The organism is Flavivirga sp. 57AJ16 (genome assembly GCF_028736925.1).
Taxonomy (GTDB): Bacteria; Bacteroidota; Bacteroidia; order Flavobacteriales; family Flavobacteriaceae; genus Flavivirga.
Genome location: NZ_JAQZAT010000049.1, coordinates 1 through 1223, shown reverse-complemented (window position 1 = coordinate 1223; position 1223 = coordinate 1). Strand labels below are relative to the sequence as shown.

General features: G+C 39.5%; 1 protein-coding gene. It reads right to left on the bottom strand.

The window, feature by feature from the left end:
- Positions 1–26: 26 nt before the first annotated feature.
- Positions 27–1156, bottom strand: a protein-coding gene (locus PQO00_RS20285; protein WP_274186682.1) for an IS3 family transposase whose coding sequence is annotated in 2 segments (ribosomal slippage) — positions 27–895 and positions 895–1156 — 1131 coding nt in all. Because the reading frame shifts where the segments join, the coding sequence is not laid out codon by codon here.
- Between the last annotated feature and the right edge of the window lie 67 nt (positions 1157–1223).

The following is a 1223-nucleotide window of genomic DNA, read 5'->3' as shown; positions in this document are numbered from 1 at the left end:
TGTAAGCTTCCCTTGATTAGAACTGCTTAATTGTCCAATATCTCTATAAAGTTATTATTTTTAATTCTCATGGGGCTAGCCCCATGAGAATTTTCTTCTGCATATTTTATTGGTGACTTACCTCCAAGTGAATTATGTGGCCTTTTGTGATTGTAATCCTGCATCCATATCTCTGTTTGTTCTCTAACTTGGTCTATATGTTCAAAAATGTATTTGTTCAAAACTCCTCTTCTGAAACTTCCGTTAAAACGTTCCACAAATGCATTTTGTGTTGGCTTTCCTGGTTGGATATATTTGAATTCTATCTCTTGCATTTCGCTCCATACTGCTGTTATTTTAGCAACGAACTCTGGGCCATTATCCATTCGAATCCTACTAGGCTTTCCCCTTTTATTAACCAAATGATTGAGAACCCATACAATTCGGTTACTGGTCAATGAAAAATCTACTTCGATGTGTAATGCCTCCCTATTATAATCATCGATAACGTTAAAGGCTCTGAACCGTCTCTTATTCTCAAGTACATCAGTTACAAAATCCATACTCCATGTATGGTTAAGTTCTATAGGAACCTCTAAAGGCTCCTTTATGCGTGCCGGCAAGCGCTTCTTTGCCTTACGTCGTAAGGGAAGTCCTAAGGTTTTATATACTCGATGCACTCGCTTGTGATTCCAAGGTTTACCTTCATCTCGAAGACGCTCATACGCTTTCCAAAAACCTTCCTCTGAACGTTCCTCAGCTTTTTCTTGCAAGGCTTTTTCGATTTCAGAATCATCTTTGGGTAAAGGGGTATAGTAATAGACACTCTTGCTCATTTTCATCACACGGCATGCCCTACTGATACCGTAATGCGCAAGTTCTTTACTTATAGCTCGTTTACGGTAGGGCTTTAGAGCTTTTTTTCAATGATCTCCTTGGCCATCTGGTGGTCCAGTGCTAGAGTGGCATACATCTGTTTGAGCTTGCGGTTTTCCTCCTCGAGTTCTTTAATGCGTTTGAGTTCCTTACCGCTCATACCAGCATAACGTTCTCGCCATTTATAAAAGGCGGCTGTGCTTACTCCATGTTCCCGGCTAATCTCGGAAGCGGTCTTGCCATTATCGAATTCTTTTAGAATTTTGGCAATCTGGGTGGGTGAAAATTTACTTGTCTTCATAATTACTGTTTAAAGTTAAAACTATTTTTCTACTTTTAAACAGTTCGCTTTTAAGGGAAGCTTACAC